This window comes from Chitinophaga sp. MM2321 (genome assembly GCF_964033635.1).
Lineage (GTDB): Bacteria > Bacteroidota > Bacteroidia > Chitinophagales > Chitinophagaceae > Chitinophaga.
This window is the reverse complement of record NZ_OZ035533.1, coordinates 1261876-1287973: the sequence shown is the minus strand read 5'-3', so window position 1 is coordinate 1287973 and position 26098 is coordinate 1261876. Positions and strand designations below refer to the sequence as shown.

Genomic DNA, 26098 nt, shown 5'->3' with positions numbered 1-26098 from the left:
AGTGCTATACATTAATTTTTAGTTGTGTGACCAGGTCATGGAAGTACTGCGTTGACCATATATCCAGTACTTCCGGATCTGGAATAAAACGACTGATATCTGCTTTTACCCGATTAAGATTAACCGTATCTATTTTAACACTTAATAGCTCCCTGAACTCCTCTTCTGTAATCGTATCCTTATTCCAGTCACCACTATCCTTTGCTCTTAACAGAAAGTGCTTCAGGTTTAAGGAAATACCTTTTTTGATGTACCATTCCATATCGTACCAGTCCCGGCCCTTTACATTGTTCTTCCATTTACGAAATAACAATGCATGCATTTTACCGGCAAAAAGATCTGCAACAGTAAAGCACTTTACATAAAAAGAGAAAGGTTTCAACAATAACCTTTCTTCCGTTTCAAAGCCTAAAGGAGGCGCAGTATCAACTTCAAGTTTTATTTTGATATTTGCTTTCTGATCAAGCCCGTTCTGAGGAATAATGTCTTCCAGAATCAATTCCTTCCAAATGGTTTCAGATTTTAAAAATGCCGATTCAATATTATTATGCTGATTTGTTTTTTGTTTCTCTCTGACAGACACATTCATCCCTAAAGCTGCAAATTCAATAACGATGGCATCAAGATATTTATCCAGAGAAAAGCCGGGATTCACTTCCAGGAGCGAAAAATCAAGATCTTCTGAAAAACGATTCAGACCATAAAAGATACGTAGTGCAGTTCCCCCATAGAAAGCTGCTTTCTCAAAAAAGCCGGCACGCTGCAAACCTGCAAGGGCAATTTCCTGCATGATTTCACGCAGGGCCTGCAAAGCTTCTTCTTTGTTTGCAGGCTTATATGATTCCAGCCACTCTTTTATCATAAGCTGTTGATTGTTTTAATCATCATCAATAAACTATCCTTTTTAGGAGCATCTGGTAACCAATCCTGTATGCTATTTGTATTTAGTTCTTTGACACTATCTTCCTCCATTCTCAGATCTTCCAGTAAATAATTAAGCACATTGATCCGGCTTCTTAATTTTACCCCGGGGGTTGTAACTATTTTATCACACAGTGCTTTTTCCGGTGATGCTACCAGTGCGTATTGATCGTCTGATAATTTTACCCGCTGGATACCAAAAGCATAATAGGGTAATGACAACCGGTAATAGGCAAACATACCTGCTGGTGTTGTAAATTTCCTGGCAGCTTTAGTAGTCATAGAAGAAATCTCAAATACACGTTCAGGAATTAATCCGTAATAAGACAATGCAGTATCTAAAGAAACATAGCTGGGACCTAAAATATGATTGGCTAAAAGAAATGATTCCGGCTTTTTCGATTGTAATGCCGGTCCCACAATATAGACGCCTCTTTTAACAGATGTTAAAACACCCTCATCAAGTAGTGCATGAATCTTATCATTAGGCCTTTTGTAATCCTTTAATATGGACATCAATAGCTGATGTGTCAAAAGTTGTCCGGTATAAGATTGTATGGCCTGGTTTGTAGTCATACTAAAATGTCTAATTTTAATAAGATAATCGAACAAAAACCAATTATCTTGTTAAAATTAGACAAAAATAATACCAAAATCATTATTTCTGTCTAATTTCCATAAGATAATCGAATAAAAACAGATTATCCTATTAAAATTAGACACTTTTAAGCTCTCAATCACCTGATCTTCTCGCTCAGCACCTTCCCGGCTTTAAAACTGGCGACCTTCTTAGCTTTAATCCTGATCGTTTGCCCGGTTTGCGGATTCCGGCCATTGCGGGCAGCTCTTTTTGAAACGGAGAAGGTGCCTAAACCAGGTAAAGTAACGCTTTCACCCTTCTTTAGGGTGGATGCAACCGCACTCACCACCGCATCAATGACCAGGGCTGCTGCGCTCTTTGTAATGCCGGCTTCTGTTGCCATCTTTAATATCAGGGCGCCTTTATTAGTGGAAGTAGGACTTCGGGTAACAACTGATTTATCCGAAAGAAGTGTTACTATTTTTTGGGTATCTATATCCTCGGGGATATGATTTAAGCGCAGAAAATTCCGGAACTCATCCACCGTTATATCCGGGAAAAGGCTTTCCAGGAGATGCAGGTCCACCTCCCTGGCCGCTTCAATTTGCTGAAGTATGGCGTATGTCTTCTCAGAAATCTGAATTTCGTCACTCATAAATTTCAAAGTTAAACCTTAACCCTTCCGGATTTTTTACTGATTCCTTTTGAAAATGATGCAACGCAAACCGCATCAACAACGTTTTCATTTTGTCTATTTTCTTATTCTTTTTGTTATAAAAAAAGATATCTGAAGGGGCAACAAAAAAAGTTCCCTGTTTCTCTTTAATATTCCATTTTATGGTAGCCGAAAATGGTATGTTTCCCAATAAATAATCACGCACCACATGATTACCTTCGGGGAGGTCTATTCTCCACTCCACCTGATCTTCATATTTAATCGCTTCAATCCACATCTCTGTAAATGGATAGCTACTTGTTGAGGCACTCTCTTTATCCCTCGACTTCTCCACTTCTGCCACCGATGCTTTTACATGGTGGGCTTCTATTTCCGGTTTAATCTTCAGACTGATTTTACCGATACTTTTCTTCGTCTCTGTATGATTTACCTCCAATGGCTTCCCTTTTGAGTATTGCTGTACAGCGCCATCTGTAACATCCAACCGGAGGGTAGCGCCCGGAGCGCCTACATAATATTTTTTGGTGCGGGAAAAACCCAGCACACTCACTTTAATCGACCTGATGATCAGGTCCAGATCAGCAGTCCATTCACCGGCAGCATTAATTTTACCGTCCAGGCCAAGTACCAGGATATTTTTCATCCGCTCCTCTTTGGAAAGTAGCTGTGAAACCAGGTGGGGACTCGAGATTCTAACTTCCGCCATAAATAATAGCTATAAAGTGATCAATGGGGTACTAAGATCGGACTGGAATTGGAGTAAACACTTCTTACACTACTAATATATCAAAAAAAGCGCAATTTTACAAGCTAAATTCCCGCCGGTGTGCTGCTACTAAATGTGAAAAGTGCGCTCAAGATTTTGCCCTCTTTTCAACCTGAAATGCACAAAGAACAATACAATACTTACAGGAACAGTACAGGCAGCCACAATGATGCTCCAATCAAGATGAAAGCTGCCATTTCTATAAAAAGATAAGATCCCTTCAATACAAATACATAAGATAGCCGATCCAAGAAAGGAATATGCGATCAGGTTGATGCCCTTATACTTTGCCACACGGATAACGGCTATCAGTAATGCCATCACCAGATTACTGGCCAGCAGCAAGGGGATTCCCAGTTTTACTTCCCAACTGATATTGCGGGTGAGCGTATCAAGCATGACTAAAAAAAAACAGGATACAATGAATCCAGCGGCCATCCTCGGGATGGTTTTTTGATTCCAGAATGTAAATATAGATACGTAAGAAAAAATAGTAAGAGAAATAGCAAGCGGATATTCAGACCACGTAATTTTTTTGCTGATGATAAGATTAATAGCGATAGATGCAATGGCCCCGGAGAGCAGAATGATAGAGGCAATTTCCCATGTAAATTTTCTTTGCGGCCGGCTCATCTTAACATGACCACCCGTAAATTGCGGTCCCTCTCCAGTTAAATGAAAATGGGTATGCTCACTCCCTGCTTGTCCGTTTACCGGCACGCCACATAAGGGACAAAATGCTATTCCCTCCTCCAGTTCCACGCCGCAATTTTTACAAATGATCATAGCTGTTACTTGAAATTAACAATTTTAACCGGGATGCCCTGGGCTGTCAGGAATGTGAGGAACTGTCTTTCCAGCTCCCTCGATACGGTGATATTGCCAAAGCTCAACACCAATTTATTATCAAATCCAACGACACCACAATTAACTTTTAAGATCTTGTTGGGCGGCGGTGGAATAAACTGGAATGTATCGATCAGGTTATTTATACCGGGACTTAAATCTATTCTTCCAAGATTGGTAACCACGCCGCTGTATTGTCTTGTACCCGCTGCATAGAGCCGGGAAAGAATGAAAGATTTAACAAATAACGGCACACCTCTTATATACGGATTCTTCTCCCCGCCAACGTTGCGGGAAATCATTTTACTGATCAGTTTTTTATCTGTTTCCAGTTGCATCTGATGATATACTACTTTCACGATCTCTTCAAAGGTATAATCACCCAGTCCCAGGTCAATGCCGGGCATCACATACAGCGAAAAATTCCTCATGGTACGGGAAGGCAGCATCCTGCGCAGGTTTACCGGTACTTCAATGCGGATTATTTTATGGCTGCTTCGCTTTTTAAAGGCTGACTGGTGATTATAGATATGCTGAAGTGAATAGATGTAAACCGCCGTCAGAAATTCGGTGAGACTGACTTCATATTCTTTCGCCTTTTTGACGATTGCGCCGGTTGGTACAATGGCCGTTAATACCGCAAAACGTGGCGCCTTTTTTAAATGGAAAGGAACATGGAATGCCCTTGGTATTTTGGCGGGGCCTCCTTCGATCTTTTTAAAATACCTCCCATAGGCATCTTCATATTCTTCTTTTGCAGGGGCTTCTCCGGGGTGATAAAACGGAAGGTTAACAGGAATCGTCAAGCCGCATTTTTCAAAATAAATCAGTAACAATGTTTTTAAAAATTCAAATGCTCCCGTTCCATCTGTCAGGATATGAGAGAATTCAACACTGATCCTGTTTTCTTTAGCGAGCACCCTGAACATCAGTTCTTCCCGGTAAAAAGCGCGGCAAGGGGTTTCCTGGTCGGGCGATATGGTTACAGGCAAATCCTGCGGCTCCAGGTAGTACCAGAAAAAACCGGTTTTCAGTTTCACTTTATAATAGGGAAAACGCGCTTCAATAGCACGCACCGCCTCCAGGAACTGCTTTGCTTTTACCCGCTGTTTTAATTTCACGCCTATCCTGAATACAGAAGTAAGCTCTTTATCCTTTATGGCGGGATATATCTTCGCAGCATTATCAAGCCGAAGCCAGAAATCATCCTTCTCCTGCATATCTCTATCCATAGCTTTGCAATATTTTGTGCTTTTAAAATACCGCTCTACCCGAACTGCAAACCTCCGGGTATTGCTGACAATTAAATAGCTACCTTTATGCCATCATTTCCTACCGTAGAGCCTGGCCCGATTGCTATTTACCGAAATTATCTAAAACATTCATATTGGCAAGTCCCCAAAGCAGATTATTCAATATCTTTCTCCGGCTGATCAATAAGAAAGCCTTACCGGTGAAATTGGCAGCTTCCAGGTTTAATTTTTACAATCGTCCCGAACCTCCTTTAAAGATTTCAAAGATTTGTGATATTCATCAGTCAAAGATCGATGGTTTTAATGTATTCACCTTAAAACCAAAGCATAAAAACAGCGGAAAACACATCCTTTATTTACACGGCGGCGCCTATACTCAGAATTTCCAGCTCTTCCACTGGGAGTTCCTGTCGGAACTGGTAGCGCAAACCCATTGCACCATTACAGCGCCGGATTATCCGCTTGCTCCTGCTTACACATACAAAGAATCCTTTGCGATGGTAACACCACTTTACAAGCAACTAACCGAAACGGTTAGTCCGGCTGACCTGGTACTGATGGGCGATTCTGCGGGTGGTGGCTTTGCGCTGGCCCTGGCACAACAAATGAAGCTGGAGCAGGTAAGCCAGCCTGATCAGATTATCCTGCTTTCTCCGTGGCTGGACATTACATTGTCAAATCCTGCAATAGAAGAAACGGAGCCCATAGATCCCTTTTTAGGGAAAAAGAAACTACAACAGGCCGGCCTATTGTATGCAGGTGGTACTGCATTGGATAATCCTTTACTCAGTCCAATTAACGGCACATTAGAGGGCCTGGGTAAAATATCTGTTTTTGTTGGCTCAAAAGAAATCCTGGTAGCGGATGCCAGAAAATTAAAATCCATGGCCCAGGCGAAAGGGGTTGCACTTAATTACTACGAATATGAAGATATGATCCATGCCTGGATGCTTTTAAATTTCCCCGAATCTAAAAAAGCAAGACAGCAGATTACAGCGATCATATTAAGGGCATAATTCAGCGAACGCCACACACGCCCACCGAATAAATACCGCGAAAATCTAAAGCATTATTTTGCTGTAGAGAAAACAACCGAAACGGTAAAATAAAATATCAGGCAGATTCCAGCGCCGCAAAAATAGCGGAGTCATTGAAAGCCTGCGCGGCAAATGCCTGATCCAGCTGCGCTGTATTGCGACCACCCACGAGTACAGACGTTACGCCCGGCTGGTGCATCGCCCAGGCCAATGCGAGATGCACCGGTGAATGACCAGTACTTGCCGCCACTTTCTGAAGGGTATCCAACCGCCGGCAAGCAGCCTCCTGAAAATAAATATCCTGGTGACCCGGTATCACAGAGAAACGGGTACTACCCGGCATCCCCTGCTGATATTTGCCCGTAAGAAAGCCCGCGCCGAGCGGACTGTAAGTAACCAACGCTATGTTATGTTCCGCAGCAATGTTGAATATTGCTTCATCGATATCACTCACGGCGAGGTTGTGGTTATTCTGAAATGACCCGAGACGTGCATATCCGAGTGCTGCCTGTCGGCGCAATGTTTCACTGATTTGTGCTGCATTGAAATTACTGGCGCCAAGCATGCGTATTTTTCCACTTTGTATTAGCGCCTGAAAAGTTTCGAGAGCAGCCGTTGTTTCAATGGAAGGGTCCCAGCGATGCAAGTACAACAGGTCGATGGTATCGGTTCCAAGGCGCTGCAGACTTTGATCTACCGCCGCCATGATTTGCACCGGTTCATAAGGTGGCAGTAGTTTTGTGGCGATAATAAGTGTATCTCTTGCAGGCCGGCGTGCAGTCAGCCAGGCTCCTACAATCGTTTCAGAGGCGCCGCCGCCATAGGCGGAAGCCGTATCGAACAAAGTAATCCCATGGGCCAGTGCATGATCCATCATAACAAAGGAAGCCCCCTGATCTATTTCCCGGCCAAAAGTTACACACCCCAATCCGAGGGCGCTGAATGGTATTGTCAGTGGATCAATGAGCGTATGATTCATAAAATATTGCTGTTTCAGTTACAAATTACCTAATACCTCTCTCGCCGTTGCAATGGCATGATCAATATTTGCTTCCGTATGTGCCGTGCTGATATACCATAACCCTCTTCCGATGATCCTTACTTTCCTGTCGTGCATAGCGGCCATAAACTTACCCAATTTAGCGCGGTCGTAATGTAAGGTGTCCCTGTAATCTTTTACAGCGTCCAGTTGCGTAAACCCTATATGTACCATGGGACCAGGGCCTTGCACCAGTAAGTTCTGATTGGTTTCCTTGGCGGCATTCCTCAAACCATCCATTAATTTTTTACCATACCGAAACAAGCGGTCGTAAGGCATTTCAGCCTCCAGTACCTGAACAGTGGCTAGTGCCGCTGCCACAGTGGCATTCCCTGCATTCATTGTGCCTGCATGAATAACGGTTGCTTCTTCAATTACTTTCATCCACTCCCTTTTGCCTACCACTGCGCTGATCGGATATCCGCTTGCCAGTGCTTTCGCAAAAACAGAAATATCAGGAGTAATACCAAAGTATTGCTGGGCGCCGCCCAGTCCCAGTCTGAACCCGGTAATCACCTCATCAAATATCAGGGCGATACCGTATTGGTCACAGACCTTCCGGAGTCCTTCCAGGAAGCCTTCAACGGGCATAATACACCCGTTGTTGCACATCACCGGTTCTGTAATGATCGCTGCAATATCTTCATAATGTGTAGCCACTGTTTTCTCCAGCAATGCCAGATCATTCCACGGCAGGATGATAAATTCCTCCCGGGCGCGTTCCGGTATTCCGGCTGTCCAGGGAAATACGTGCGGGTCTTCTTTGCTGCCAAGAGCTTCTTCTGAAGGAGTAGAGATACCCCAGCATACATTGTCCAGCCAGCCATGATAATGCCCCTCAAAACGCAGGAATTTTTTTCTGCCGGTAGTGGCCCTGGCAATCCGGAGAGCGGTTTGCACAGCTTCAGAACCATCCAGGCAAAACCGCATTAGTTCCGCCGAAGGAATGAGGTTGTTCAACTTCTCCGCCAGTTCAAGTTCCTGCAAATGTTGCCCGGCGAAAAGCTGTCCATGAGCCGTATATTCATTCACAGCTTTTATAACAGCGGGATGGGAATGTCCCAGGATCAAAGGTCCCTGGCTCAGTGTAAAATCCAGGTAGTCATTTCCATCCACATCATAAATGTGGGCTCCTTCGCCATGCGTATAAAACAGCGCATGCGGATGGCCATATTTTCTGAATTCGGATGAAACACCACCCGCCATTACCTTCTTCGCTCTTTCCAGGAGCTGTGCCGATTTTTTGTATGCTATATTTTCCATTCCGGTATCGTTATTTGCAGTTGTTCAGATTAATTTATTTATCGCCCGTTTTTGTATGTGGTCGTACCAGCGCCAACAACACGATGCTGGCTATCATAACCAAGGCAGCCACCTGGTATATTTTGCTGAGATTGATTTGTGCATCGCGTAAAACACCGCCCGCATATAGCCCCACACCACCGATAATACAGGCAACCAGGTTCAGTATACCATAGCCCGTAGCCAGGTAACGCGGATTTGCCGCCATAGAAAGTATGGGCATCATGTTGGTATCTATAAATGCTTTGGTCAGCGAGAAAAGCATAAAGCATCCTACTGCAATGGCTAAAAAAGGTGTAGAACTGGCAATAAAAATACAGGGCGCCCCAATGCTGAGGCCAATAACGGGAACGAGTAAACGCGCACGCGGATTGGTGCGGCTCCACCTGTCTGCCCAATACCCCCCCAACAATAAACCGATGAATGCTGCGGGATAGTAAAACCCGGTAGCATAAAGCCCGGCCATACTTTGTGTGAGGTGAAAATTTTCTTGCAGATAAGTAGGCAACCAACCCACTACCAGCCAGGTAACCGTGCCCAATAATCCCCAGGCTGCCAGCATCAGGTTAAATGAGCGCAGCCCGAACAAATCTTTCAGAGCGGTAAAGAAACTGATCTTTTCTTCCAATGGTGCGGTAGTCGATTCGTTTGTTTGTTTCGGTACATCCCGAAGTGTATAAACAAGTATCACGGCATAGATGACACCTACAATTCCCAGCAGGATAAAACTGGTGCTCCAATGGTGTTTTTCCGCTACCCATCCGCCAATAAATCCCATCCCCGATCCACACATAATGCCTACCATATGAATGCCGGTAGCCAGCGAGCGGGTATTGGTGCGGTGATAATCCATAATCAATGCCAGCGCAGCAGGAATATAACAGGCTTCACTTACACCCATCAGGATGCGTGTTGCCAGCAAGCCTTCGAATGTAGTGGTGTAAGCAGTCATCCAAGTGACGATAGACCACAAAAATAAGCTACAGATGATCACACGGCTGCGGTTAAACCGGTCAGCCAGAAACCCCGCAAACGGACTTAACAAGCCATACACCCACAGGAAGCTGGAAGTAAGCAGCCCAAACTGTGAATCAGTCATGGGAATAGCTGTTATAATTGATTCCCGCATCGTGGTGATCATGGTGCGGTCCAGGTAATTCAAACATCCCACGATGGAGAGTAGTGCTACCACCAGCCAGGCACGTGCCGGCAATTTTGTTTTTACCGGAATAGTAGCTGTTTCCATCATACGCCAATTTTTTTATTTTTTAGAATCCGTTACCAGTTTGTCCAGCCACCATCTACCAACAGGTTATGCCCTGTTATGTAAGCAGCCGCAGGGGAAGCCAGAAAAACCACCGGCCCCTTTATATCATCATCTTCCGCAAATCTTCCCAGGGGGGTCAACCGCTTATAATTCTCTATAAATTCTTCTCTTCCTTCACTGCCACGTACCCCTGGTCCGTAACCGCCAGGACTGATACAATTAGCCCTGATATTAAACTTCCCGTAATAATTGGCCAGCCATTTTGTAAATCCTACCATCCCCCATTTATCATAGGTGTAATTAACAGGACTTGACATGCCCGTATCGCCATACACCGGAAAGTTAGGCCCAACAACGCCCTGAATGGAACCAATATTGATAATATTGCCGGATTGCTGCACACGCATCACTTTAACAACAGCCTTCGTCAATAAAAAAAGACCGGTTGTATTAATGAGTTGCGCATTTTCAATATCTGCTTTGCTCAATGCTTCCAGGTCTTTTACCCCTTCGCGGGATACCGCATTATTTACCAGGATATCTATCTGTCCATATTTCGCTACTACCCCTGCTGTAAAAGCATCGATAGATGCTTCCTCTCCCTGATCAAGCGCCCATCCTTCCGCTTTCCATCCTGCAGCCCTCAGCTTCGCTGCATAAGCGTCACATTTCGCAACATCCCTGGAGGCAATGATCACCTGTGCGCCGGCTTCGGCCAATGCCAATGACAGCGGCTTACCGAAATAACCCGCCCCTCCCGTAACAATAGCAATCTTCCCATCTAATCTGAACATACTCATGATAGCCTTATTTTAAATGAATATTTATTTAGACCAAAGGGCCGGAATCAATATATCTTCCGGCATCTCCGCAAACAAGATGCGGATATTTTCTCTTAATGCCATACTGATAGTACCGCCTTGCAACAGACCCGCATTCTGCATAACCTGCCCCACGCTTACCGCACCGAAAACGATACTGGTAATTCCCGGCAGGTCTCTCACATACGAAAAAGCCAGTTGCGCGATACTCATATCCGCCTGACCCGCCAGGTCATGCAACGCATTGATATACGCCTTCGCCTTTACCAGGTTCCCTGTTAATTGATCAGCAGACATAAAAAAAAGCCCCTGTAGAAATACACTGCGGGCGAATACAATTTTATTCTTCTGCTGCATGCGTTGTAACAAGCCGTTATTGATCAACCTGTGATCAAATATATTTACAGGCACCTGGAAAGCCTGTATCTCCGGATGATCTAAAAAAAATGATACTTCATCAGGATGATCCACAGAAACGCCACCAATATCGATCAGGCCCTCCGCTTTTAAATCATGTAAAAGCGAAGGCAGTATTGCAGCCACCTGATCCATCGGCAACGAGCTGTCCATATGCAGCAAACAAACCGATATGCGCTGCAATTTCAGCTGGTGAAGAGATGAGCGCACACTGTGTATTATTTCCCGGTTTAATTCGTTGCGGTTAAGCAGGTGTTCCGGTTTAATTTTGAATTTGGTCACCACATTCACCGGTGATCTGTTCTCCCATTGATCCAGGAAACTACCGATCAACTGTTCTGCATTTCCATAGCTGCCTGCCGTGTCCAGTGTATTGATTCCTGCCGCCAATGCGCAGGACATAATTTCAAAACTTTCCTGCGGTGCAGGCTTCCCTTTATTGTTAGAGATGCCGTAATCCAGTCCGAGAGCAACCGTACCCAGTGTAAGCCTGGATATAGTATATCCGTGTACGTTAATATATTCCATAGTATTGATTCAGATAACCGCACAAATATTCATTCAAGGCAACAAATGGATCTTATGTAATGAACCCGGTCCGGGTTCTCCATGTCCGCCGGTAACAATCAAGGTATATTCATCCACGAAAACCAGGTTACTGGTTAATGGAATAGCGGTGTTGATGGATAATAATAGCTGTCCATCCGGTGATAACTGATGTACTGCCTGCATGCCGTAATGCGCTACCCACAGGTTTCCCCCTGCATCCAGGGTCAGGCCATCAGGCAGGTTATTTTCCGGTTTGCCAGCAGGATGAACGGGCAATGCTGCAAAAACTTTGATGTCACTCATGGCTACACCAGGCTGTTTCAGATCAATCCTGATGATCCTGTTCTTATAACTTTCTGCGATATAAAGCCATTGCTGATCAGGCGAAACAACGAGACCATTGGGATAATCCAGGCCCGAAGCCAATATGCGCTGCGTTCCATCTATACCCACAAAACAAATCTTCCCTTCTTCTCTGATGGAGTCTGTAAAATAAATATTGCCACTTGCGTCTACCACAAGATCGTTTGGTGTATGAATGGGAATATCGTCGCAAAACTTTTCAATATCATTCCGGATAAACTGCCCCTCGGCATCAAACCGCCGGATGGCAGCCTGTCCAATATCACATATCAGGTGTTCATCATTAGGTAAAATAATCTGTCCATTGGGACAGTCTGAAGATGCCCAATGGGTGATCCTTTGCGCACGATCCACTTTCAGGATGCTTCCTCCGGTGAGGGTGGTGCAATAAATATTACCCTGGCTATCAATGGCAGGACCTTCTGTATAGAACGGGAAATCTGCGATCTTTTCCACACGGCTGTTTATCACTTTTTCGGTTCCCATGGTCATGAATAAGTGTCATTTTTCAAACGGAAACAAGGGTTTACGCCTGTTATGATAAGTAAAAAGTGTCATATCGGCCCGGGTTACACCAGGTGTATCCACTTGTATGATAGTAGCACAAACCGGCGCATACGCCGCAATGGGTGCATTCACCCCTTTTGCTACCAGCACATCCACATCTTCCGGGTTAATATTAAAGGCAAGTAATTGTTGCAGGCTAAATGGTGGCATGCGAAGGGAAGTAAACATGATGATACTTCCCTGTGCCGTTGAAACGATGGCAATATTTCCCATGTCAAAGTTCACTTGTCCCCCATGCCTGGGATTCGACTCCATAAACTTTCCATCGGCGAGTTGAAGCAACGTAACATCAATCTCCAGTTTCTTGGCATTGGTATCATCGGCTGTTATGATCAGCTGATAAGTCTCCCCGATTTTGTATGCCGATGCCGATGCAACCGCTTCAGGATCACACAAACAAATAAAGTAACTGCATTTCCCATGCGCTTCCAATGCTTCCAATAAGCAGGTACTGTTTCCCGGTGATCCACCGCCGATATTATCTCCCATATCCAGCATCAGTACTGGTTTCGGACTATCTTCCAATAAAGCTAATGCGTGGGCCACGTCTATTTTCCTGCCACTAAAATCTTTGAGATGCTCCCGGATATAGGCTTCTATTTTTTGTCCTGTTGACAAGGCCAGTGCTATATCCTGATCCGCTATCACGATCACAGACGATCCCATTTCGGTTACATCTGCATACGGAAATCCAAGTGAAATGCTGAGTGACAGGATTCCTTCCTGCTCACGCAACTGATGCGCGTATGCGTATAAGCTCAGACAGGGTTCACTCTCCGTATGTTGTTGTTCAATACTGATGGCTAAAGGCAATGCCTGCAAGATCTGCTGTGGCTGTATCTTTCCCTTTAAATGATTGACCATTAGCAACGCTGCTTCTTTCCCGGTCTGCCGCTGATCAACATGCGGATTTGTTTTATAGGTAACCAGTGCATCGGTGGCAGCCACCATACTTTGACTGATATTGCAATGCGGATCCAACGTACCGATGATTGGAATTTTTGTACCCACACGCGCTCTCAACTGGCTTAACCAATGTCCGTCCATATCTGCAAAAGCTTCGCTCACACCTGCCCCATGCGGCACCACCAGGCAGCCATCTACCGGTAATATTTCTTCCAACAGGTCCATCATTTCCTGTAACAGAACAGCATATGTTTCCGCTGTGATCATTCCTCCCGGCGTAGCTTCCGCGTACATGACAGGGATCACTTCAATACCTTCGCGGTCCAGTATTTCCAGCATGCCGCCGATCTCATGAAAAGCATCCTGGTATTCCTTCCTGATAGCCTCTCCTTTCAGCCAATGCCCCTTCCTGAAATCCGATAGTGTTGTCGGCTTGTCCAGGAAGGTATTTGACTCATGATAAATCCCTAATAAAGCAACCCTATGCGACATGATTTTTATTTTAATAAGATGCTACTGCATCCACTTCAAATTTGAGCAAATCGCCCAAACAACCTATCAGCGTAGTTCTGGCAGGAAATGGTTCGCTGAAATATTCCCTGTAGATCTGATTAAAGGCGGCCAGGTCTTCCTGCCTGCCCACATAATTACGCACCTGCACAACATCCTTAAACCCGAGACCGGCTGCTTCCAGTATAGCTTTCAGGTTATCAAAAGAACGTCTGCATTCTTCTTCAAAAGTTCCTTTTACAATATTTCCCCCGGCATCAACAGAAGCCTGTCCGGAGATAAAAAGATACTCCCCTGACCGTATCCCCGGTGAAAAAGGGAGGTGACTGGCAGGAACATTTTTTCCTGTTATAACTTTTTTATCTGTCATCATATTTTTAATAAGTTACCACTCAGCTTTTTACTACCGATTCATTAAACACGTCTATCTTTTCTATAAGTGCCAGTACATCTTTGTCATTCCATGGCTGGTTTGTATTTCCCAATGGCGCTTTAGCCTGACCTATATCAATCTTATATTTCAATAACATTGCCTGCCTGAGAAAAGTCCAGAGATTGGGTAAGATCTGCTGTATCACGGTTTGGAAGGAAAGCATGAACTGTTTGGTTTGTTCGTAATCGCCATTCGTAAATTCTGTCAGGATATGTTTACAAGCTTCTCCCCAGAGATTGTACATGGTTCCGATAGCGCCTACGGTACCGCAAAGAGATGCATGACACACCAGTTCATCCGAGCCACTGAACAATTTTAATTTGTCGCCGGCATAATTATGAATCGCACTAATTTCCAACAGGTTGTTGGTGGTTAGTTTCATACCGGTAACATGAGGGATCTCCATTAGCTTCCGGACGAAACTAATCGTATCACCGGGGATGGAATTATTTCCCAATTGGTAAGGAAAGAAAGGTAGTTCTGTTGCACGGGCAATAGAGCTGTAATGTTGCAATGCCATATCCGCTGATCCGGAAAAATAAATAGGACCGACAGAAGAGATACCATCTGCACCGCACTTTTCCGCATGCCGGGCCAATCTCACAGATTCGTCTGTTGTTAATGCGCCTACCTGTACAATCACGGGAACCCGCTTCTTTGCAATATCGCATACCACTTCCGTCACCTTTCTTCTTTCCGCTTCGGTAAAAAGAACGCCCTGCCCCGTGGAGCCGAGGATATACAACCCATCCAGCTTTTGTGAAATCAGTAATTCAGTCAACTTTCCCACCTCATCCAAGGCTGGCTCACCGTTGTCATGTACCGGGGTAAACATGGCCGGCCATAATCCCTTAAATTTTTCTTTCATCTTATAGTAGTTTTATTTCTTGTTTTTTATTGTTGATTTCAGATATAAAAAAGCGTCGCCAGTATTATTGAAATATAGTCCTGCCGATTTATCCGCCATTTTTTGTGCTGCCACCGGATCTTTAAATCCATGACCGGTAACCAGGCACACCACATGATCTTCCCGGTTTATTTCCCCACGCTCCAATGCGAGTTGTAATCCCGCCAATGCAACAGCTCCCGCAGGTTCGCAATAAATACCTTCCATGGCAGACAGGCTACTTTGACAAGCATAGATCAACTCATCGGTGACAGCATAGCCTGTGCCACCCGTAGCCCTGCAAGCGGCTATTACCTCATTGCCATCCATCACGCCGGGAACCTGCAAGCCACTGATGGTAGTGCTGCTTTTATCCACTTCCTGCGCCATTGCTGCTCCCGCATGCAACGGACCGGCAATGGTATTGTTACCAACAGGTTGCACACAGTGTACCTTCGGTAGCATGTATGGTGCGTGTTGTTCTTTCCATAGCTGGAAACCTTTTGCCACCGCCAGGGTTAGACCACCGCCGCCAGCAGGTGAAAATACATGTGCATTTACAGCGCCCAATTCTTCCGCAATTTCATAAGCAATGGTCTGTACACCGGCCATGCCCAACGGGCTATAGCAATAAGCACTTATCTGAACAGGACTGCCGTACTTATCGGCCAGGTCATTTAATCCGGAGAATACGGCGCCGGTTACATGCAGATCTTTTCCAAAGTCCTTAATCATCATGGTGGTGGCGCCGTATACCTGCATCTGTTGCAATTTACCGGAAGGCGCGCCATCTACGATAGCCAGAAAACAGGGAATACCCGCCGCCGCGCTATAAGCCGCCAATGCAGCACCTGTATTGCCGCTTGAAGTGGCCAGGCAAAATGACACATCCTGTTGCTTCAAATGGGAAACAGCTGCCGCCGCAAAGCGATCTTTATAAGATCCCGACGGATTTAATATTTCCAGTTTGAAATACAGGTTATCCAGGCCGATGGAAGGCCCTATACGTTTGGACTTCACCAATGGTGTATGTCCTTCTCCCAGCGTTAGTTTGCAGTCCTCCTGCACGCCCGGAAGCAAATGGCTATATGTCCAGATTCCTTTCAAAATTCTTTTGGGAATTGAAGTTTTTTAATTTGATACGGATTGAAATTGTGTAACAGGCCACCATCTACCAGTATAGACGTACCCGTTATAAAAGAAGCTTCGGGAGAGGATAGCCAATAACAAACATTCGCCACTTCTTCCGGGCTTCCTGCCCGCTGAAGGGGTGTAAGATCATTAACGCAGTCTACCAGTTTTTCACTGATATTTTCTCCGGATACATTTCTGTAATCGTTGCTTAAACCGGTTTGAATATTACCGGGATTTACCGCCACTACCCTGATACCCTGGGGGCCGTATAAAACGGCCAGTTCATAAGTAAGACTTTCTATACCACCTTTACAGGCGATATAGGCCGGACTGTTGCCACCCGCTCTTTGCGACATGACACTGGAGATATTAATGATCACGCCCGGCAGTCCTCTTTCTTCCATCACGGCGGCAACATTCCTGGATAAAAATGCGGGCGCTGTTAAACAAATACGGATCGTTTTGTCCCAATCTTCCAGCGAGATGGTACGCATGGTTTCCAGTGTTCTCCAGGCGGCATTGTTGATCAGTACATCTATGCGGTTCCACTTTGCCACGGTTTCAGTAATCATGTGATCGATGAAACTGTTGTCTGCCACATCACCGGGCATACATACATATTCGCTATGTAATGCATCCAATGCTGTTTTAAGCAGATGTAATCCTTCCCCGTCAATATCTGCTAAAACAAGCGCGTAGCCACTGGCCGCATATTTCAAGGCAAGGGCCTTTCCTATGCCCTGGGCAGCACCTGTTATGATCACTACTTTTTTACTTTCCATTGATCACCAGTTTTCCGGGTTTTGTAATGGGTAAGATGCCGCCTAATGCATCACCGGTTTTAACAAAAGGAGCCGTTCTCAAAAACAGTACAATGCCATTTGTATCTGCGTATACCTGTTGTTGTATGTTATCCGTTGGATGGGTGATAGTTCCCCATAGTTCTCCTTTTTTCACTTCAGCACCCAATGCCACGGAGGGTTCAAAGATACCCTCCACAGGTGCGGGCATCTTGCCCTGTAAATAACCACCATCGGGTGTATAGTCTTCCACCCAGTAAGGGGTGGCCTGCTCCTCGGTACCTGCATCACCCATCATCTGCAATTGTTTTAAAACACCGATGCATCCCGTTGTATAAGCCTGTACGATTTTCTTTTGCGGAACACCGCTGCCACCATACTCTGCATAGATAGCAGGAACATTTGCATCTCTTGCTACCGATAACGTTCTGCCATCCGGCGTGCTATCTGTACCCCAGATCACCGGCAGGTTAAAGGCTTTTGCCATAGCTTGTTGCTTTTCCAGTACAGCGGGTGATGCATGTAACATATATCCCGCCAAAGGAAAAATATCATACAGGCATCCGCCCGTATGCAGATCGATATAATAATCCGCCTGTCTGATCAGCTGACTAATTGCTGCAGCAGCTATCTCCGATTCCGTTCCCTGCGGGTTGCCCGGACAAATCCTCGCGAGATCCAGTCCATCTTTTCCCCGGCGGGTTCCCTGCCGGAACGCACTTGTATTCACTACCGGTACAAGGGTAACTGTGCCGGATTGCAGTGTGGCCGGTAATAATTTAATTAACTCCAGGACGGAGAGCATAGGTTCATATTCATCGCCATGTACCCCTGCGGATATCAATACGCGCGGGCCACTTTTCTTTCCTGTTATTTGATACGTTTTGCTCATCTCAATGTTCTCCTTCATAATAGGCTGCCCTGCAGGTTGACGCAGCCGGATCAAAAATTGCTAACCGTTTACTACGCTCATTTATAAATCCAATCCAGGCTTAGTCTTTTTATATCCGTTTGCGACAGGATACCGGCACCACTGCCACTGGCCTGACTGCCGGCGCAATATCCCAGTAACACATGTTTGCTGGTGAAGTGAATGGCGGTGTAACAATACCCCCTGCTTTTATCATCTTCCAATGTTTTTATATTTCCCCAGGTTTTACCTTCATCTTTGGAAATAGCAATATTTAAAGGTGTTCTGTATTTGGTCAATCCATTGTTATTCCATACTACCAGTAAATCTCCCGTACCCGGTACCCTTGCTATGGTAGCCGGAGAAAGTGGTGAAACAAGGGTGCTCTTTTCTATAGTACTCCAGGTAGCGCCTTTATCGCTTGAATAGCTGAGGCATTGTACACCGGCGCCCGCACGGATATACATCAGGAGGTTCCCGTTTTTCAGTTCCACTAATCCGGGTTCCTGTGTAACTATCTTTTCGGGATTAGGCACTTCCGCGCTGTTAGTCCAGGTACGGCCATTATCATCTGAATAGTAGCTATACAACTTTCCACTATTAGACCATGTTTTATCTGTAGGTACCTTATGAAGTGCTACCGCCATCACCAGTCTGCCATTCTTTAACTGAATAACCCGATTGTTATTCAACACGAAATAGCCTACCCTATCCGTGATACATGTTGTGGGTTCACTCCAGGTTTTAGCTTCATCATCAGAGATCCGCATCAATGGGATACAGTCAGCCATAGAATTTTTCTTCAGATAGAATAAAGCGATTTTACCATTCTGTAAGCGCAGCAGAGATACCGACATCACGTTCATATCTCCTTCCTGTTTCACGACCAGCTTATCTTCCTTACTCCATGTTTTTCCCTGATCCGAAGAAGACCTGCTAACGAGGTAAGCATGCCCATGGTCATCTCCGTTATCTCCGGAAAAATAGGTATACACAAAAAGTATATTTCCGTTCTTTAAAGTAATAAAGTCGCCTTCACTATTGCGGGGGTTATCAGGTCCGGGATTCAGTTGCAATACAGTTGCGGTATCCGGTGATATTGCCCCGGTATTCTTTTTTGCGGCATTACAACCAAACAGGGTTGATGCAGCTATAAAAAAAACAGCCATGCTCCACATCTTTCTCTCCGGGCAAAAAATATTTATTACACTATACTGCCGTTTGTTTCTCTGGTATCGCATGCTAATTGATTTTATTTAATTGTAACAATTGTATTAATTCTTACACCTCCCCGAATTTCTCCACTGATATATGCCCATTCGTTATTCCAATGTACCGTTGGTAAGGTTACACGGGATCTGCTCTTTTGTTCTGCTCCCAGGTATTTCCAGGTATCAGTAGCAGGATCGTATAAAAACGTATTTTTGGAAAGTGCGTGCTCATTGTTGTGATCTGTATTCAGTGCCGTTAAAGCGTTTACACCACCCCAGAAAAAGAAGTGATCGCTTTTCAGGACAGGAACAGGACTGGCGCCGGCAGACATTCCTTCCGGCATAGGCGCCAGCTTTTCCCAGCTGCCGCACCATTTACCATTTACCTTCACAGGAGTGAGCCGGTAGGCATCCTGCAAAATTTCCCTGAACTTAACCTGCGCAGCACTCAGGCCCACCTTTTCACCACTGAAAACGTAAAATTTTCCATCAAAAGCAGTAACCAATGGCAATAAGCGTTCAGGTCCCGGCCAGGGATCAAATTCAAACCATCCCTGTTGTATATTTTCAAGATCAAGGGCATAACATTTTTTTAATGCTGTTCCGGTAGCCGCACTACTGCCGCCTGCAATAATGAACAGGTTCTGTAGCAAGGCACCCGACATGTTAGCCAGTGGCACCGGCAAGTCGGGATATGCAGTTGTTTGCAATCCTTTACCATTCCATTGAAAGCTGTATACTTTATCTGAATAGCTATCTGCATTATTTCCACCTGCAATGATCAGTTGTTGTTTATAAGAAACAGATGTCCCGTATCCCAACGGTACCGGGAGTTTCTCTTTTATCTTTATCCACTGTTTCCCTTTCTCCAGCATATAAATATCGTCGTACCATGTTTTCTTTCCTCCTTCCCATGGCGGCGCCACCGGGAAGTTTGCGCCACCCATACAAAACAACCTGTTGTTACTAACGCCTGCATACATCCCCGCCCAACCGGTTTCTCCGGGAAGAGCAGGTAAATCCGACCATTCAATTTTATCTTGTCCCATTACATTCGATATGGATAGTAAAAAAAACAATAACAAACCCGGCAGGATCCTCTCCAGCTGCGATCTTATCAGTTTACTGCCTGTCTGCATTTTTTTGTCTGCTACCATGTAGTAATCCGTTTATTTAAGTGTGACCGAAACTCTATCCAACACCGGATAACGATCTCCGTTATCAGAAATAAAGTTGACTTTATATTGAAGAAAACGATGCGCTTTTTCTACCTTAAACTGATCCGATTCTACCTGCTGCCAAGCTTTTGTGTCAAGGGTGGCTTTAGTATCCGCACTTCTTACTGCAAAAACAAGTTTTGTACCGGCAGGTATATCCGCTTTGTAATCAATTTTCCCTTCACTATTGTTCCGTTTCCAGTTAAAGACAGCAGAGGTATAAGATTGTTCAAATTTCCGGTTATAAACATGCCCCATGTCCACATTCCACATCCAGTGGCAACCCGGAGAAGGGATATCGTCTACCTTCATGGACTGGCTGGTGAAGCGTTGTCCGTCGTTATAGTATAATTTTGCCATGCCTTTACTATGAAAGCCGTTGGAGGTATGACTGGCAATTAACAGATCCATTTTGCCATCCTTGTTGAAATCGGCTGCCAAGGCATCCGCACCAGAATTGGCAAAGAGTACGGTTTTGCGGCCGGGGTCAAATCCGTTGGGACCGCCCCAATAGAGGTTCATGGGCAGATCTTCCCGTGTTACATCTCCGAGGTAAGCGGGGCAAAAGAGATCCAGGTAACCATCGTTATCAAAATCAGCTGCTACAGGACCCAATGGTGTGAAGCTGGGCAACCATTGTGCATTTGATGAATTAAAACCATCCGCACTGCCCCATAAAATTTCAAGCCCGGTATCGTGATGTTTATTCACTCTATCGTTGTAGCTGCATGCGATGATATCCAGCCACCCATCATTATTCAGATCAGCTGTTTCCAGGTCTATGATAGATGGTACATCCACTGTTTTCTGATGACCGGCATCAAATCCTTTTGGACCACCGTAAAAAATGCGCAACAGATCTTTGCTATAGGAAGCTACGGCAATATCCAGCCAGCCGTCCTTATTGTAGTCGCCGATGGTTGGACTGGTAGACCTGCCCTCACTGCTGATAGCAACGCGGTTCTTTGTTTCCAGCCCGTCTTTGGAACCATAGTAGATAACAAGATCCGTTGTACTGCCATCCATTTTATCAAAAAATCCGATCACGAGATCCAGGTATCCATCCTTGTTCAGGTCCGCAACATTGCCGTTAGCCGCATTTGCCTCTTTCAGTACGGTGTGCTTGTTTTTAAAATCATATCCATCCTTTCCTCCCCAGAAAATATTGGCGCCGGCAGACGGGTCCATCTCGCCGCCGCCATGCATGGAATTCATAGATACCAGGTCCGGATATCCATCCATGTTAAAGTCGGCTGCAAGAGAGTGGTAACCGCTGGTGAAAGGAATATCTGTACGGCGGTCTGTACTGAATCCATTTGCGCCGCCCCAATAGAGATAAAGCGGTACGTTCTCATATAAATTACCTACCATGCGGTTACAGATAACCGCATGTACGGACTTATTTTCCAGTTTATTATTTGCAGGGATGATGCCTATTTTATAAGCGCCTTTTGTTTGAATACCGGATTTATCCTGTTCAAATGTCCGGTTCCCTTTACCCAAAAAGATGGGTGATGTGGCCGCATAAGTTGTTTCGCCATGTTCTACTGCACAGATAATATCCAGCTGGCCATCGTTGTCCAGGTCTGCGATAGCAGTAGATACCGCATAGGGCGCATCCAGTTCCGTTGTACCGGAAGCTGAAAATTCCCCCTTATTACCCCACATAACAATACTGTTGCTCTTCACTGTTTTACTTTCACCCATGCCTGCACCACCCTGTGGGTTGAGCAGTGAGGAGGAAATAACTAAATCAGGGCTGCCATCATGATCCAGATCACCTGCTGTGATGGAGGAGGCATTCACAGGCATAGCGACCGTCTTAATATTTTTCCAGGTCTTGTTTTTACCAGACCCGATGATATGAATCTTTTTTGCTGTGCCGATAATCAGATCCGAAACGCCATCACCATCCGTATCAGCAGCGGTGAGGCAAAGGTTATCTGCTTCCGGTAATTTAATGCCGGAACTATTCAGCTGATCCTGCATGGCAGTTGTCTTTAGTTCTTCTTCACCTGCTTTGGCAGACCAAAGCACTTTAAGTACATCATCCGCCAGTACCGCTACGTCAGCAAATCCATTGGCATCGAAATCGCCGGCGGCCAGGCTCGTACCTTTATCTACGCCCACATCTTTATAACGGGTGAGCATATATCCTTTGGGGCTACCCCAATAAATGCGGATCACATTTCCTTCCGGCTGATTGGGCATCCAGGATGCTGAATTAAGCGTAACAATATCAGGCCAGCTGTCCTGATTAAGATCCGCTACCACTACTGATTTTGCGCCATTCACCGGCAAGAGGCCGTTGCTTCTGGCGGATGACCAGCCATCAGCAGCGCCCCATATAATGGTTAAGAAACGGCGGTCACTCTGCAACCCATTTGAATTGGGACAGAACACCATATCAGGATATCCATCACGGTTCAGATCAGCGATTTCTACTGAAATACTTCCGTCTACCGCCAGGTCTCCTACCTGGATATTCCTGTCTTTCGACATGCTCATTAAAGTGGCCGGAACGTAGTAGTCATAGTTATGGGTGCTATTGAACAACAGATCAATATAACCATCCGTATTGAGGTCGAAGCGGTGAATGTTCCGGATATCTCCTTGTTTTGTTATGTACAGGTTCTGCCCTGCTGCATCTGTTGATCCGGCAGAAAAACCGGCATAGGAATCCTGTGTCCAGGTTTGTGCCAACACCCTGTTGGAAAGAAAGGTCATGGCCAGAAAACAAAAACCACCCAGCAGTAATTTACAATAGGAAGATGTGCTCCTACCGACCTGCATATGCATCACATTTGAACAATCCCATTCAGTTTGTTTCACCGTTCTACTTTTATGAATGATCCGCATACATGTATATGCCGTGTTGAGTTTATATTTTCCAGCCATGATATTCCCTTTTATTTAGTACCTGTTTGTGCGGTTACAAAATCCTTTTCATTCAGTTTTATTCTCAGGTCACACTGCAGCATAGTGATCCACAGTTCTCCGGGTTTCACTTCAAAAATGTAGGGGTAAGACATCCATTTCTTTTTATCCGCGTGAGCCTTGGCAATGACTACCGGTTTGGTCCAGGTATTACCGTCATCATCAGACAGCATCATGGATACTTCTTCCCGTTGCCAGCTGGCAGGCACTTCTGCGAGATTATTATCACCCGGTCTCATCGTATATTCTTTTTTACCTTCCGGATAGAGGCGATTCCATATAAATACCAGGCGGCCACTGTTGAGCCGGTGAATAATGCCGGGAGATGAGCTGGCATCAATATTTGTAGGAGCAAATTCTTTCCAGGTCCAGCCTTCATCATTGGAAAATGCCTGCCAGAAGTTGCCCCAGTTGGTGCGCAGAATCATCCAGAGAGTGCCGTCTTTCAATTGTACCAATGTAGATTCCATTACACCGCTGTGATTACCGATGCCACCCAGATCAATGATATTGCTGGGTACCCATTTTACGCCGCCATTACTGGAGGTATAGGTCATCACCGTGTGGCGGCCCGGGTTATGCAGCATCTTCATAGAAGTGAATACAACACTTCCATCTTTCGTTTCTATAATATCCCTAATCATACCCGTCCATTCGGAATGAAGTTTCTGCAAATCCTGCCACGTTTTACCACCGTCCAGGCTGCGCACCACGTAAGTAGGCAATGTAGCGCCGGGCGAGTCATGCGTGGTATTGTTCCAGTTCCAGTTAGCCATTTCGGCGCCATTTGAGAAAGCAAGGATAATAATGTTCTTGGTGGTCCGGATCATTACCGGTGATCCAATACTGTATTTAGTGCTGTCTGTGAAAATGGCATGTTCTTCTGTCCATGTTTTCCCTTCATCCTTGCTGATCATGCTTTTGTTAGCATTTACAGTCAACAGGTTTCCATCTTCCAGACGGACATAAGGTCCCCAGCCTTTCATGTCTTTTATTTCTTCCACATGCTCCGGTATCCAATAACCTGTTGAGGTGATCGTACCTTCACCCGTACTTTTTTCACCGGCAACTTTTTCCTTTGCTACTTCTTTGCACCCACAAATGGCAAGAACAAATAGCAGCATTAATGAGATTCTAAAATTCATACTGATTGCATTTAAGTGATTAATTGTCCTCCGGGACATTTTGTATCAGAATACAGTTAATAATCTTTACGTATATGCTACACCGTTATCAGTAGCCATCATTTTGCTTCACTTTGGGATCGAGACTTAAAGTAGCTTCAGAAATCGGAAACAGCATGAGATACTTCTGTGCTGATTTCCCCTGTAGTGAAGGCACCAGGTCGAAGGCTTTATCAAACCGGATCAGATCCCACCAGCGTTTACCTTCGAATGCCAGTTCCAGCAATCTTTCTTTCAGAATGGCTGCATCATTATCTGCCGGGGACCCACCTACAAAAGTGTGACCGGACATATTTGATCCATATGCCCTGGCTCTCACTTTATTGATCTCGGTGGAAGGGTCCTGGTTCAATGCATTTTTGGCTTCAGCCTTCATCAATAATATATCCGCATAGCGATACAATATGTAGTCATCATAAAAAGCTCTTACCCCACCACTGATAACTCCCTTGTGTTTGAACTGCACAGAGTATCCATACTTGTCGGGCCCGCCGCCGGGCTCCTTCGTGTAGATGTCCACATAAGAAGCGGCTTTACGCTGATCATCCGTAGAAAACTGGTTGCGTAACAAAGCGGTAGGCATCCACCAAAAATCAGAGAAAGCGGTAAGTCCTACCCCACCCAACGCAGCTTTGGACGCATCCGTAATGTTAGCAGGCATTTTATTGGAGAACATGGTATTATACACGGTCTGTTGTGATTCCAGCTCCTGAAACCGCACTGCCATGATGACTTCCTTATTCCCCTTATTTGTATAATCAAAAACATCTACAAATTTTGGTAACAAGGCTACATCACTTTTTTCTACTTCATTCAGCGCATTTAATGCAGCTGTAAAATCTGTATTTCCACCTCCCAATCTTTTGCCGGTCCATAAATACACATCCGCTTTCAGGGCATTCGTTGCAGGCAATGTCCATAAATACCTGCCGGTTTGATAATTAGCATTCGGATACAATTTGATGGCTGCTTCCAGATCCTGTTTAATAAAGGCAAATATTTCTTCTACCGTTGCTTTTGGTTTTTGTGTGGTTGTTGGGCTATACCCTTCAGTAGGTTCGGTTACCAGCGGAACACCGCCCCAGGTTCTGGCCATTACAAAATAAGCAAAGGCACGCATAGCATAGGCTTGCGCCAGGATATTGTTTTGATCTGCCTCCGATTTGAAATTAATCCCGGGAACATATTTAAGGATCAGGTTTGCGTCGTGCACCAAAGTATACAATCCAAGCCAGGTCGGTGATATACCACCGTAGAGGGTAGCCACATTCACAGCGTTGAGGGTGTTATTATAATAAACTTCATAGCCGGCGGTACCGCCTACTGCGGGCCCCATTATTTCGCTTCTGGCTTCGCCCCAGAAGTAAAAATTCATGGCTGTTTCGTCTCTTAATTTAACATACATACCATATAAGCCACCTTTGGCATCTTCTTCTGTTTTCCAGAAAGAAGCGTTTGAGATCTGGCTTATTGGACTCAACCTGAGATCCCTGGTACAGGATGAGATTAAAAGCACCATCACCAGACTTATCGATAGTTGATTTATCTTCTTCATCATTATACAAA

Annotated in this window: 24 protein-coding genes; 1 reads left to right on the top strand and 23 read right to left on the bottom strand. The window is 45.1% G+C overall.

What is annotated here, in order from left to right; all coding sequences use genetic code 11:
- Nucleotides 1-4: 4 nt before the first annotated feature.
- The 6 genes from ABQ275_RS04820 to ABQ275_RS04795 all read right to left on the bottom strand — a co-directional run bounded on the left by ABQ275_RS04820 (nucleotide 5) and on the right by ABQ275_RS04795 (nucleotide 5021).
- On the bottom strand, nucleotides 5-862 hold the full coding sequence (locus tag ABQ275_RS04820; protein WP_349317143.1) for a nucleotidyl transferase AbiEii/AbiGii toxin family protein: 858 nt from the start codon (nucleotides 860-862) through the stop codon (nucleotides 5-7).
- A complete protein-coding gene (locus ABQ275_RS04815; RefSeq protein WP_349317142.1) occupies nucleotides 859-1437 on the bottom strand; it encodes a hypothetical protein in 579 nt (192 codons plus the stop codon). The genes ABQ275_RS04820 and ABQ275_RS04815 overlap by 4 nt, the downstream gene beginning before the upstream one ends.
- Before the next feature lie 221 nt (nucleotides 1438-1658).
- Nucleotides 1659-1904, bottom strand: a complete 246-nt coding sequence (locus tag ABQ275_RS04810; protein WP_349318783.1) for an HU family DNA-binding protein — start codon at nucleotides 1902-1904, stop codon at nucleotides 1659-1661.
- Nucleotides 1905-2148: 244 nt separating this feature from the next.
- On the bottom strand, nucleotides 2149-2883 hold the full coding sequence (locus tag ABQ275_RS04805; protein WP_349317141.1) for a hypothetical protein: 735 nt from the start codon (nucleotides 2881-2883) through the stop codon (nucleotides 2149-2151).
- 129 nt (nucleotides 2884-3012) lie between these two features.
- Complete coding sequence (locus ABQ275_RS04800) at nucleotides 3013-3729, bottom strand: DUF6320 domain-containing protein (protein WP_349317140.1); 717 nt, start codon at nucleotides 3727-3729, stop codon at nucleotides 3013-3015.
- A 5-nt stretch (nucleotides 3730-3734) separates the two neighbouring features.
- Nucleotides 3735-5021, bottom strand: coding sequence for a hypothetical protein (locus tag ABQ275_RS04795; RefSeq protein WP_349317139.1), 1287 nt, complete (start codon nucleotides 5019-5021; stop codon nucleotides 3735-3737).
- 155 nt (nucleotides 5022-5176) lie between these two features.
- Between ABQ275_RS04795 and ABQ275_RS04790 the strand changes: the two genes are divergently transcribed.
- Entirely contained in the window at nucleotides 5177-6058 is an 882-nt protein-coding gene (locus tag ABQ275_RS04790) for an alpha/beta hydrolase (RefSeq protein WP_349317138.1), read from the top strand.
- A gap of 97 nt (nucleotides 6059-6155) precedes the next feature.
- Here the strand turns inward: ABQ275_RS04790 and ABQ275_RS04785 are convergent, their stop codons facing one another.
- The 17 genes from ABQ275_RS04785 to ABQ275_RS04705 all read right to left on the bottom strand — a co-directional run bounded on the left by ABQ275_RS04785 (nucleotide 6156) and on the right by ABQ275_RS04705 (nucleotide 26090).
- A complete protein-coding gene (locus tag ABQ275_RS04785) occupies nucleotides 6156-7058 on the bottom strand; it encodes an aldo/keto reductase (RefSeq protein WP_349317137.1) in 903 nt (300 codons plus the stop codon).
- Nucleotides 7059-7076: 18 nt separating this feature from the next.
- Nucleotides 7077-8381: an aspartate aminotransferase family protein gene (locus ABQ275_RS04780; RefSeq protein WP_349317136.1), complete on the bottom strand. Its 1305-nt coding sequence runs from the start codon at nucleotides 8379-8381 to the stop codon at nucleotides 7077-7079.
- A gap of 34 nt (nucleotides 8382-8415) precedes the next feature.
- Nucleotides 8416-9669, bottom strand: a complete 1254-nt coding sequence (locus ABQ275_RS04775; RefSeq protein ID WP_349317135.1) for an MFS transporter — start codon at nucleotides 9667-9669, stop codon at nucleotides 8416-8418.
- 29 nt (nucleotides 9670-9698) lie between these two features.
- Nucleotides 9699-10487, bottom strand: a complete 789-nt coding sequence (locus ABQ275_RS04770) for an SDR family oxidoreductase (protein WP_349317134.1) — start codon at nucleotides 10485-10487, stop codon at nucleotides 9699-9701.
- 24 nt (nucleotides 10488-10511) lie between these two features.
- Entirely contained in the window at nucleotides 10512-11453 is a 942-nt protein-coding gene (locus ABQ275_RS04765; protein ID WP_349317133.1) for an aldo/keto reductase, read from the bottom strand.
- A gap of 33 nt (nucleotides 11454-11486) precedes the next feature.
- The gene (locus tag ABQ275_RS04760; RefSeq protein ID WP_349317132.1) at nucleotides 11487-12329 is read right to left on the bottom strand and encodes an SMP-30/gluconolactonase/LRE family protein; all 843 of its coding nucleotides are present in this window, start codon (nucleotides 12327-12329) and stop codon (nucleotides 11487-11489) included.
- A 9-nt stretch (nucleotides 12330-12338) separates the two neighbouring features.
- Nucleotides 12339-13802, bottom strand: a complete 1464-nt coding sequence (locus tag ABQ275_RS04755) for a M81 family metallopeptidase (RefSeq protein ID WP_349317131.1) — start codon at nucleotides 13800-13802, stop codon at nucleotides 12339-12341.
- Nucleotides 13803-13812: 10 nt separating this feature from the next.
- On the bottom strand, nucleotides 13813-14193 hold the full coding sequence (locus ABQ275_RS04750) for a RidA family protein (protein WP_349317130.1): 381 nt from the start codon (nucleotides 14191-14193) through the stop codon (nucleotides 13813-13815).
- A gap of 19 nt (nucleotides 14194-14212) precedes the next feature.
- Nucleotides 14213-15121 carry a dihydrodipicolinate synthase family protein gene (locus ABQ275_RS04745; protein ID WP_349317129.1) on the bottom strand — a complete coding sequence of 303 codons (909 nt, stop codon included), beginning with the start codon at nucleotides 15119-15121 and terminating at the stop codon, nucleotides 14213-14215.
- Nucleotides 15122-15133: 12 nt separating this feature from the next.
- The gene (locus ABQ275_RS04740; protein WP_349317128.1) at nucleotides 15134-16246 is read right to left on the bottom strand and encodes a pyridoxal-phosphate dependent enzyme; all 1113 of its coding nucleotides are present in this window, start codon (nucleotides 16244-16246) and stop codon (nucleotides 15134-15136) included.
- Nucleotides 16243-17055 carry an SDR family oxidoreductase gene (locus tag ABQ275_RS04735; RefSeq protein WP_349317127.1) on the bottom strand — a complete coding sequence of 271 codons (813 nt, stop codon included), beginning with the start codon at nucleotides 17053-17055 and terminating at the stop codon, nucleotides 16243-16245. Before ABQ275_RS04735 ends, ABQ275_RS04740 begins: the two co-directional genes overlap by 4 nt.
- Nucleotides 17045-17983, bottom strand: a complete 939-nt coding sequence (locus ABQ275_RS04730) for a succinylglutamate desuccinylase/aspartoacylase family protein (protein ID WP_349317126.1) — start codon at nucleotides 17981-17983, stop codon at nucleotides 17045-17047. Before ABQ275_RS04730 ends, ABQ275_RS04735 begins: the two co-directional genes overlap by 11 nt.
- Before the next feature lie 59 nt (nucleotides 17984-18042).
- The gene (locus tag ABQ275_RS04725; RefSeq protein ID WP_349317125.1) at nucleotides 18043-19224 is read right to left on the bottom strand and encodes a sialidase family protein; all 1182 of its coding nucleotides are present in this window, start codon (nucleotides 19222-19224) and stop codon (nucleotides 18043-18045) included.
- Between the two features lie 11 nt (nucleotides 19225-19235).
- Nucleotides 19236-20351, bottom strand: a complete 1116-nt coding sequence (locus ABQ275_RS04720) for a hypothetical protein (protein WP_349317124.1) — start codon at nucleotides 20349-20351, stop codon at nucleotides 19236-19238.
- Nucleotides 20352-20363: 12 nt separating this feature from the next.
- Nucleotides 20364-23204 (bottom strand): VCBS repeat-containing protein, encoded by a 2841-nt coding sequence (locus tag ABQ275_RS04715; protein ID WP_349317123.1) that lies wholly within the window; start codon nucleotides 23202-23204, stop codon nucleotides 20364-20366.
- A gap of 116 nt (nucleotides 23205-23320) precedes the next feature.
- A complete protein-coding gene (locus ABQ275_RS04710) occupies nucleotides 23321-24493 on the bottom strand; it encodes a sialidase family protein (RefSeq protein ID WP_349317122.1) in 1173 nt (390 codons plus the stop codon).
- Nucleotides 24494-24581: 88 nt separating this feature from the next.
- Nucleotides 24582-26090 (bottom strand): RagB/SusD family nutrient uptake outer membrane protein, encoded by a 1509-nt coding sequence (locus ABQ275_RS04705; RefSeq protein WP_349317121.1) that lies wholly within the window; start codon nucleotides 26088-26090, stop codon nucleotides 24582-24584.
- Nucleotides 26091-26098: the final 8 nt, after the last annotated feature.

Coding starts and splice junctions, on each gene's coding strand:
- ABQ275_RS04765 (WP_349317133.1), bottom strand. CDS start 11,453: ATGGAATATATTAACGTACACGGATATACTATATCCAGGCTTACACTG.
- ABQ275_RS04800 (WP_349317140.1), bottom strand. CDS start 3,729: ATGATCATTTGTAAAAATTGCGGCGTGGAACTGGAGGAGGGAATAGCA.
- ABQ275_RS04725 (WP_349317125.1), bottom strand. CDS start 19,224: ATGCGATACCAGAGAAACAAACGGCAGTATAGTGTAATAAATATTTTT.
- ABQ275_RS04750 (WP_349317130.1), bottom strand. CDS start 14,193: ATGATGACAGATAAAAAAGTTATAACAGGAAAAAATGTTCCTGCCAGT.
- ABQ275_RS04710 (WP_349317122.1), bottom strand. CDS start 24,493: ATGAATTTTAGAATCTCATTAATGCTGCTATTTGTTCTTGCCATTTGT.
- ABQ275_RS04785 (WP_349317137.1), bottom strand. CDS start 7,058: ATGAATCATACGCTCATTGATCCACTGACAATACCATTCAGCGCCCTC.
- ABQ275_RS04760 (WP_349317132.1), bottom strand. CDS start 12,329: ATGACCATGGGAACCGAAAAAGTGATAAACAGCCGTGTGGAAAAGATC.
- ABQ275_RS04755 (WP_349317131.1), bottom strand. CDS start 13,802: ATGTCGCATAGGGTTGCTTTATTAGGGATTTATCATGAGTCAAATACC.
- ABQ275_RS04735 (WP_349317127.1), bottom strand. CDS start 17,055: ATGGAAAGTAAAAAAGTAGTGATCATAACAGGTGCTGCCCAGGGCATA.
- ABQ275_RS04775 (WP_349317135.1), bottom strand. CDS start 9,669: ATGATGGAAACAGCTACTATTCCGGTAAAAACAAAATTGCCGGCACGT.
- ABQ275_RS04810 (WP_349318783.1), bottom strand. CDS start 1,904: ATGGCAACAGAAGCCGGCATTACAAAGAGCGCAGCAGCCCTGGTCATT.
- ABQ275_RS04745 (WP_349317129.1), bottom strand. CDS start 15,121: ATGAAAGAAAAATTTAAGGGATTATGGCCGGCCATGTTTACCCCGGTA.
- ABQ275_RS04720 (WP_349317124.1), bottom strand. CDS start 20,351: ATGGTAGCAGACAAAAAAATGCAGACAGGCAGTAAACTGATAAGATCG.
- ABQ275_RS04820 (WP_349317143.1), bottom strand. CDS start 862: ATGATAAAAGAGTGGCTGGAATCATATAAGCCTGCAAACAAAGAAGAA.
- ABQ275_RS04705 (WP_349317121.1), bottom strand. CDS start 26,090: ATGATGAAGAAGATAAATCAACTATCGATAAGTCTGGTGATGGTGCTT.
- ABQ275_RS04815 (WP_349317142.1), bottom strand. CDS start 1,437: ATGTCCATATTAAAGGATTACAAAAGGCCTAATGATAAGATTCATGCA.
- ABQ275_RS04770 (WP_349317134.1), bottom strand. CDS start 10,487: ATGAGTATGTTCAGATTAGATGGGAAGATTGCTATTGTTACGGGAGGG.
- ABQ275_RS04730 (WP_349317126.1), bottom strand. CDS start 17,983: ATGAAGGAGAACATTGAGATGAGCAAAACGTATCAAATAACAGGAAAG.
- ABQ275_RS04715 (WP_349317123.1), bottom strand. CDS start 23,204: ATGCAGGTCGGTAGGAGCACATCTTCCTATTGTAAATTACTGCTGGGT.
- ABQ275_RS04795 (WP_349317139.1), bottom strand. CDS start 5,021: ATGGATAGAGATATGCAGGAGAAGGATGATTTCTGGCTTCGGCTTGAT.
- ABQ275_RS04805 (WP_349317141.1), bottom strand. CDS start 2,883: ATGGCGGAAGTTAGAATCTCGAGTCCCCACCTGGTTTCACAGCTACTT.
- ABQ275_RS04780 (WP_349317136.1), bottom strand. CDS start 8,381: ATGGAAAATATAGCATACAAAAAATCGGCACAGCTCCTGGAAAGAGCG.